The sequence below is a fragment of the Halorubrum sp. SD683 genome, assembly GCF_002135045.1.
Lineage (GTDB): Archaea > Halobacteriota > Halobacteria > Halobacteriales > Haloferacaceae > Halorubrum > Halorubrum ezzemoulense.
This window is the reverse complement of sequence record NZ_NEWJ01000005.1, coordinates 61,274-67,849: the sequence shown is the minus strand read 5'-3', so window position 1 is coordinate 67,849 and position 6,576 is coordinate 61,274. Positions and strand designations below refer to the sequence as shown.

Here is a 6,576-nt window from a genome sequence, read left to right as displayed (position 1 = left end):
GCTGCCGACTTCGGCCGACCGCGAGCGCGCCGAAGGCCCGCTCGTCATGGGGGTCGTGGGCGTCGTCTCCGGCGTCCTGTTCGGCGCGACGAACGTCGGCGTCCAGCTGGTCGCGTTCGTCCGGAGCTTCGACCTCTCGCACGGGGTGTTCGTCGGCGTCGTGGCGCTGGTGTTCGTCGGGATCAACGGCCTTCGCGTCGGGGCCGCGGGCGCGCTCGGACTCTACCCGGACGCCGCGTTCGCGCTCGCGTCGGCCGCCGCCGCGGTCCCTGCGGTCGCCGGCGTCGCCGTCGGGACTCGCCTCCGAGACCGCGTGAGCGAGCGGCTCCGGCGCGGCCTCGTCCTCGGCCTCCTCACGGTCATCGGGCTCCGGCTGATACTCGGCGGCGCGGGCGTCGCCTGACCGGTGTCGCCGTCGCTCCGCCGGAGTCGCCGCCGGTCAGTCGACTGCGGCCTCGATGTCGCGGACGACGGACAGCACCGCCCGCCACTGCTCGACCGTCCCGGGCGGCTCGCGGTCGACGGTCCCGGTCCGGTCGGTGATCGACCGTCGGACCGCCTGCGGGTCGTCGATCCGGCGGAGCTCGAGGTCCGGCCCGCCGGCGACTTCGATCGTGACCGTGCCGTACCCGAACGCGGAACCGGTCACCGATTGACTGTACGCCGTGTTCTGTACCTGTGCCAGCCCGACGCGGCGGACCTTTCGGCCGAGCACGCCGCGTTTCGACCAGATCGCTCGAGTCGTGACCACGTAGTCGGTCCGTGTGACGCGGAGCAGTTCCCAGCCGGCGATGCCGACGCCCAGCGGGCTCGCCGCGGCGATGCGCGGGTCGACCGCGGCCGCCGCGAGGAGCGCGACGGCGACGGTCGCGACGCCGACGACGCCCCCGCCGAGCGCCGCCGACAGCCGCGGGCGACCCGTCCACACGACGGTCTCGTCGTCGTGCCGAAACCACCAGTCGCCGGTCATCGGTCCTCGCACGCCGTCTCCGACGCGGTCCGCTCGGCGCCGACGTCCTCGCCGGTCGCGGTCGGCGTCTCGGCGTCGCCGCCGGCACCGTCGTCGGTGACCGCGGAGCGGATCGCGCGAAGTTCGACGAGGATCTCGGCGAGCACGTCGTCGGCGTCGCCGTCGCCGTCGGCGCTGTCCCGCTTTCCGGCGTCGATCTCCCTGGCGATCAGCTCCTGGACCGACGCCGGGTCCGGAATGCTCCGGAACCGTAGCTCGACGCCGGAGCCGCCGGCGGTGCTGACCTCGACCGACCCGTACCCGAGCGACGAACCGATGGCCGACTGCGAGTAGGAGCTGTTCTGTACCTTCTCGAACCCGATCTGTTTCACGTCCCGGGAGAGGATGCCCCGCTTGCTGTAGAGCCCCTTGTTCGTGACGACGTAGTTCGTGTTCTTGTACTGGAGGTAGCTCGCGGCGACGATCGGGATCCCGACGAGGACGAGCGACAGGGGAACGCCGACGAGAAGCGCCGGGACGACGCTGTACCTGTGCGGCGTGCTCGCCCAGCGGATCTCCTCGTCGTCGTCGAGCGACAGCCAGTCGAGGTCGAGGTCGGCGGTGACGCCGTTGCCGGTCTTCGGTTCCCCCTGGAGGGACGGAGACAACATATCCCCCGAAGCGTCGGGAGACGCTAAAACGGTGGCGGAGGCGCACCGATCGGGTCACGCGCGAAGCGGACGACGTGAACGCGGCGACGAACGGTCGCGCGGGAGACGGCGGCGGACGGTGGCGCGACGCGCGGACGGCCCGGAGAGCGGCGTCCGTCTCCGCCGCAGACGCACCTTTTACGTCGCGGCGGGTCGCGAATTCGGTATGATCGACAGGCTGCTCGGGCGCGCCGAGCTGAAGGAGCGCATCGAGGAGTTGGAGGAGGAGAAGCGTCACCTCGAACGCCGCGCCGAGGCCGAGGAGGAGCGGCGGTCCGACGCGGTCGCCGACCGGCAGCGCGCCGAGGAGCGCGTGAACGAGCTCGAACACCGGATCGAGTCGTTAGAGGAGCGGCTGGAGCGCGCCGAGGGGACGGAGGAGACGGTCGAGTTCCGCCGCGTGAGCGACCGCAGCGGCTCGCGGCTGACGGACGCGCTCGAGCGGTTCCGGGCCGTCGAGAGCGACGACCCGGAGGGGTTGCTCACGGCGTATGTGCCGGACGCAGACTCGGTCCCCGCGACCGTGTCGGACTGGCTCGGCGACCGGACGGCGCTCGTCCGGCGGGCCGCGCCCGCGGTCGTCCTCGCCGACGACACGGGCGCGGTGAGCGCCGCGCTGACGCCGCCGGTCGAACCCGAACCGTTCGACCGGTGGAGCGACCGGTTCCGGCTCGACGACGCGTGGTTCCGCCCGACCGGCCGGTTCGCGTTCGCCGTGGTCCGCTCGGACACCTTCGCGGTCGGCACCTACGAGGGCGACGAGCGGGTCGCTTTCGAGGGGTTCACCACCGACGTGAAGGAGGCACACTCGAAGGGCGGCTTCTCGCAGGGGCGATTCGAGCGCCGCCGGGAGGGGCAGATCGACGACCACCTCGACCGGGCCGACGAGGCGCTCGCCGGGGTCGCCGCGGGAGAGGACCTCGAGCGCGTGATCGTCGTCGGCGAGCGCAGCGTGCTGGGCCGGGTTCGGGACCGCGCCGACGTCACCGACGTGTCGGACGCAACCGGCAAGCCGAAGGGGGCGCTCGACGACGCGTTCCGCGACTTCTGGCGGGTGCGGATTCGTGCGATCTGAACCGGGGACGCCCGTCCGGCGTCAGAATGGGCTCTCAGGCCCCTCGTCGGGATCGCTGGCGGCCGGCTCGTCCGACGCGGGCAGGTCGCCGATTTCCCGCTCCCACGCCTCGATGCCGCCGCGGAGGCTGTCGACGCGCGCGTCCTGCGTCCCCTCGTAGCTGCCGATGAGCTGGGCCGCCTGCTGGCTGGCGACGCCGTGGGGGCAGACGGTGACGATGCGGTCGCCGCCCTCGAGCTCCGCGATCCGGTTCGTCAGCTCCGGGAACGGGATGCACTCGCTGTCGGGGAGGTGCCCTCGGTCGAACGCGCGCCGGTCGCGGATGTCGACGATGCGGAGCGACTCGTCGGGAGAGCTGTCGCCGCGCTCGTCGAGCAGGGCTGACAGCTCTTCGGGGTCGATTTCGCCGTCCATCAGTGGAGCGGGGCGAGGGTGGCCGTGAGCACGGCTCGGTCGTCGGTGTCGTTGCGGGCGCCGTGGACCGCGCCCCGGGCGTTCTCCACCACTGCCGGGGCCGCGAGCGCCTCTTCCTCGCCGTCGCGGATCACCGTCGGTTCCCCCTCCAGCACGTGGAACACGTTCGTGGCGTCCGCGTGCTCGTGGGGGTCGACGGTCGCGTCCGGGCCGAGGACGAACGCCTTCACGAGCGCGTCGTCGGTGACGACGACCTCCGCCGTCTCGACCTCGCCGGGAGCCGGGTCGAGATCGGCGACCGCCGCCGCGTAGCTGTCGAGCGTCATACCCGCACCTCGCGCGGGACGGGGAAAAATCGCGCGCTCGGGGCGGCTCAGTACGTCGGCGACTCCTCGGGCTCGCCGTCACGCGCGTTCGCGACGCGGCCGAGGGTGAAGAGGAGGTCAGAGAGGCGGTTGAGGTAGGTGACGACCGACTCGTTGATCGGCTCCGAGCGCGCCAGGTCGACGACGCGCCGCTCCGCGCGCCGGACGACGGCGCGCGCGTGGTGGAGCGCCGCCCCCGCCTCGCCGCCGCCCGGGAGAATGAACGACCGCAGGGGCTCCAGCTCCTCGTCGAACGCGTCGATGCGCTCCTCCAGCAGGTCGGCATGGTCGGGCTCCACCTGCGGGTCGTCCGGGTCGGGGTCGGGGTTCGCGAGGTCGGCCTGAACGACGTGAAGATGGTTCTGTATCGTCTCCAGCAGCTCGTCGATGTCCTCGTGGCCCGTCGGGCGGACCGTTCCGAGCAGCGCGTTCGCCTCGTCGACCGAGCCGTACGCCTCGATGCGGTGGCTGGACTTCGACACCCGGCTCATGTCCCGGAGGTCGGTCTTCCCCTCGTCGCCGCGACCGGTGTAGATGCTCATGCGAGGGTCCTCTCGACGTAGTCGACGATGTTCGCGCTCTCGGCCATCGTCACGCCGCGACCCTCGTCGACGAGGACGGGGACGCCGCGCTGGCCGCTCACTCGCTTCACCTCGTTCCGGTCGGAGTGGAGCGCTTCCACCCACTCCGTCTCGTACTCGACGCCCGCGTCGTCCAGGGCGTCGGCCGCCTTCTCGCACCACGGACACCCGTCGAGGGCGTACAGTCGAACGCTCATACCGATCGATCGGTCCGCGCGGTCAAGAAGGTGTGCGTCCGACCGCGACGGTGGGGGAGGCCTCGTATCGCAGCCCCGGGCCGCGGGCCGCCCCCTCAGCGATCTCGGTACGACGCCATCGCCTCCCGGTGTGCCTCCGGGATCGGCGTCGGCTCGCCCGTCTCCGGGTCCACGGCGACGAGCGTCGCCTCGGCTTCCGCCGCGACGGCGTCGCCGATCCGGATCTCGTGCGTCATCGTCGCGCTCGACCGGCCGAGATCCGCTATCTCGACGCTCACCGCGACCGCGTCGTCGTCGAGTTCGACCGGTCGCCGGAAGTCGATCGACAGCGACGCCAGCACGGTCGACGCCCCCGAGATGTCGAGGTCGAGGACATCGCGGAAGAAGCGCGTCCGCGCCTGCTCGATGTACGTCGCGTAGACGGCGTTGTTGACGTGGCCCATCGCGTCGATGTCGCGGAACCGAACGTCGATGTCCGCGGTGTAGGTCCCCATATCCGACCCACTGGCGGGGATCGTATGTAGGCGTCGGGATCGGCGTCGACCGCGGCGGCGCCGGGCGCCCCACCAACGTATAAAACCGACACGCGCGTACCGGCGAGACATGGACAACGGCGCGATAGACGACGTCGACAGGGCGATCCTGTACGCGCTCCAGGCGGACGCGCGGAACACGTCGTCCGGGGACATCGCGGAGCGGGCCGGCACCTCGGACAGCACCGTCCGCAAGCGCATCCAGCGGTTGGAGTCCGAGGGCGTGATCAAGGGGTACAGCGCCAGCGTCGACTACCAGCGGTCGGGGTATCCGCTCCGGATGCTGCTCTACTGTACCGCGTCGATACCGGAGCGCGGCGAACTCATCCCCGACATCCTCGCGATCGACGGAGTCGTGTCGGTCCAAGAGCTCGTCACCGGCGAGCAGAACCTCCTCGTCACCGTCGTCGGCGAGTCGGACAGCGACATCACGCCCGTGGCGCAGGCGCTCCTCGACATGGGCGTCACCGTCGCCGACGAGGTCCTCGTGCGGACCCACGAGACGACCCCGTTCGGACGGTTCGACGCCGGGCGGGACGGGGCGGAGGACTAACCGACGACGCGCTCGATGTCGAGCCCGGTCGCCCGCCGGACGACCGCACGGACCGGGTCCTCCGAGCCGGACAGGTTGTCGGAGTCGCCGTCGAGGACGAGGAGGGCCGCCCGCCGCCCGGGCTCGATCGCCCCGCAGTCGAGGTCGGCGATTTCGGCGCCCGCGGCGGTCGCCATTCGCAACACCTCCCGGTCGGTCACGTCGAACCGCTTCGCCGCCGTCGCCATCTCGCGGAACATTGACGGCTGGTTCAGCATGGCGTTGTCGGTGCCGAGCGCGACGGTGGTGTGGTCGAGCAGCTCCCGTATCGGCGGCGTCCCGACATCGAGGACCGCGTTCGCGCGCGGACAGACGGCGATCGGGACCGACTGGTCCGCGACGCGCTCCAAGTGGTCCGGCTCGGCGTGGACCATGTGAACGAGCAGGTCCGGGTCGTAGTCGAGCGCCGGGTGGATGTCGGTCGCGTCCGGCTCGCCCGCGTGGATCGCGAACGGGCGACCGCGATCCTCGCAGGCGGCGCGCTCCGCGGCGAACTCGTCGTCGTTCGCGCCGGAGGCCCCGTAGCCGTCGGCGACGTCGAGGACCGACGGGTCGCCGCTCCCGAAGATGAACGGGTCGACGCCCGTCTCCGCCGCCGCCTCGCAGAGCGCCCGCGCGCCGGCGGGCCCCGACTCGCGGAAGTCGAGCGTGGAGACCGTGCCGGTCCGACGCATGAACCGGAGCGTCCGCCGCATCGCCGACACCAGTTCGTCGCGGTCGGCGGCCGCCAGCCGCCGGTGCTTCAGGCTGTCCGGCGGCGCGACCGCCTCGTCGAGCGACAGGCCGACCGCGGCCTCCTTCGCGACGGAGTCTCCGAGGTGGGTGTGCGCGTTGACGAACGCCGGCAGCACGATGTCCGTCGAGTCGGTGTCCGTCTCCTCGACGGCGTCGATCCGCCCGTCTTCGACGACGACGCGTCCGCGGACGGGCTCGAACGACTCCCCGACCAGGACGGTCCCTGCGAGTTCTCGCATACCGGTCCTCCGGACTCCGAGCCGATATGGTTTCCTGAGTCGCGACGCCGAACGGGCTCACTTGCGACCGCGGACTCGCCAGGCCCTCCCCCACGAGAGAATAATCATAATGTTCTATAATGCTGTTCTTGCGAACGAATTGTGAATACAAACAGCTTTAATAGACGTTATGTTCTCAAAGTGGGT

11 protein-coding genes are annotated in these 6,576 nt (G+C 71.3%); 3 read left to right on the top strand and 8 right to left on the bottom strand.

What is annotated here, in order from left to right; genetic code table 11:
• The coding region (locus B9G49_RS03290) for a TSUP family transporter (protein ID WP_158093596.1) at positions 1-403 on the top strand (403 nt) is incomplete at its 5' end.
• A gap of 36 nt (positions 404-439) precedes the next feature.
• Here B9G49_RS03290 and B9G49_RS03285 read toward each other — a convergent pair.
• On the bottom strand, positions 440-970 hold the full coding sequence (locus tag B9G49_RS03285; RefSeq protein ID WP_086215401.1) for a PH domain-containing protein: 531 nt from the start codon (positions 968-970) through the stop codon (positions 440-442).
• Complete coding sequence (locus B9G49_RS03280; protein WP_086215400.1) at positions 967-1,620, bottom strand: PH domain-containing protein; 654 nt, start codon at positions 1,618-1,620, stop codon at positions 967-969. Before B9G49_RS03280 ends, B9G49_RS03285 begins: the two co-directional genes overlap by 4 nt.
• Before the next feature lie 205 nt (positions 1,621-1,825).
• Between B9G49_RS03280 and B9G49_RS03275 the strand changes: the two genes are divergently transcribed.
• Positions 1,826-2,734, top strand: a complete 909-nt coding sequence (locus B9G49_RS03275; RefSeq protein WP_086215399.1) for a Vms1/Ankzf1 family peptidyl-tRNA hydrolase — start codon at positions 1,826-1,828, stop codon at positions 2,732-2,734.
• A 21-nt stretch (positions 2,735-2,755) separates the two neighbouring features.
• Here B9G49_RS03275 and B9G49_RS03270 read toward each other — a convergent pair whose 3' ends face one another.
• From B9G49_RS03270 to B9G49_RS03250, 5 genes are all read right to left on the bottom strand, one after another.
• The gene (locus B9G49_RS03270; RefSeq protein WP_086215398.1) at positions 2,756-3,148 is read right to left on the bottom strand and encodes a rhodanese-like domain-containing protein; all 393 of its coding nucleotides are present in this window, start codon (positions 3,146-3,148) and stop codon (positions 2,756-2,758) included.
• Entirely contained in the window at positions 3,148-3,474 is a 327-nt protein-coding gene (locus tag B9G49_RS03265) for a cupin domain-containing protein (protein ID WP_049930806.1), read from the bottom strand. Before B9G49_RS03265 ends, B9G49_RS03270 begins: the two co-directional genes overlap by 1 nt.
• Positions 3,475-3,521: 47 nt before the next feature.
• Complete coding sequence (locus B9G49_RS03260; protein ID WP_086215397.1) at positions 3,522-4,055, bottom strand: cob(I)yrinic acid a,c-diamide adenosyltransferase; 534 nt, start codon at positions 4,053-4,055, stop codon at positions 3,522-3,524.
• Positions 4,052-4,291: a glutaredoxin family protein gene (locus tag B9G49_RS03255; protein WP_049930810.1), complete on the bottom strand. Its 240-nt coding sequence runs from the start codon at positions 4,289-4,291 to the stop codon at positions 4,052-4,054. Before B9G49_RS03255 ends, B9G49_RS03260 begins: the two co-directional genes overlap by 4 nt.
• 95 nt (positions 4,292-4,386) lie before the next feature.
• A complete protein-coding gene (locus B9G49_RS03250) occupies positions 4,387-4,785 on the bottom strand; it encodes a thioesterase family protein (protein WP_086215396.1) in 399 nt (132 codons plus the stop codon).
• 109 nt (positions 4,786-4,894) lie between these two features.
• On the opposite strand from B9G49_RS03250, the gene B9G49_RS03245 reads away from it, so the two are divergent.
• Positions 4,895-5,377, top strand: coding sequence for an Lrp/AsnC family transcriptional regulator (locus B9G49_RS03245; protein ID WP_049930813.1), 483 nt, complete (start codon positions 4,895-4,897; stop codon positions 5,375-5,377).
• On the opposite strand, the gene B9G49_RS03240 is transcribed toward B9G49_RS03245, so the two are convergent.
• Positions 5,374-6,390 (bottom strand): amidohydrolase family protein, encoded by a 1,017-nt coding sequence (locus B9G49_RS03240; protein ID WP_086215395.1) that lies wholly within the window; start codon positions 6,388-6,390, stop codon positions 5,374-5,376. The genes B9G49_RS03245 and B9G49_RS03240 overlap by 4 nt on opposite strands.
• Positions 6,391-6,576: the final 186 nt, after the last annotated feature.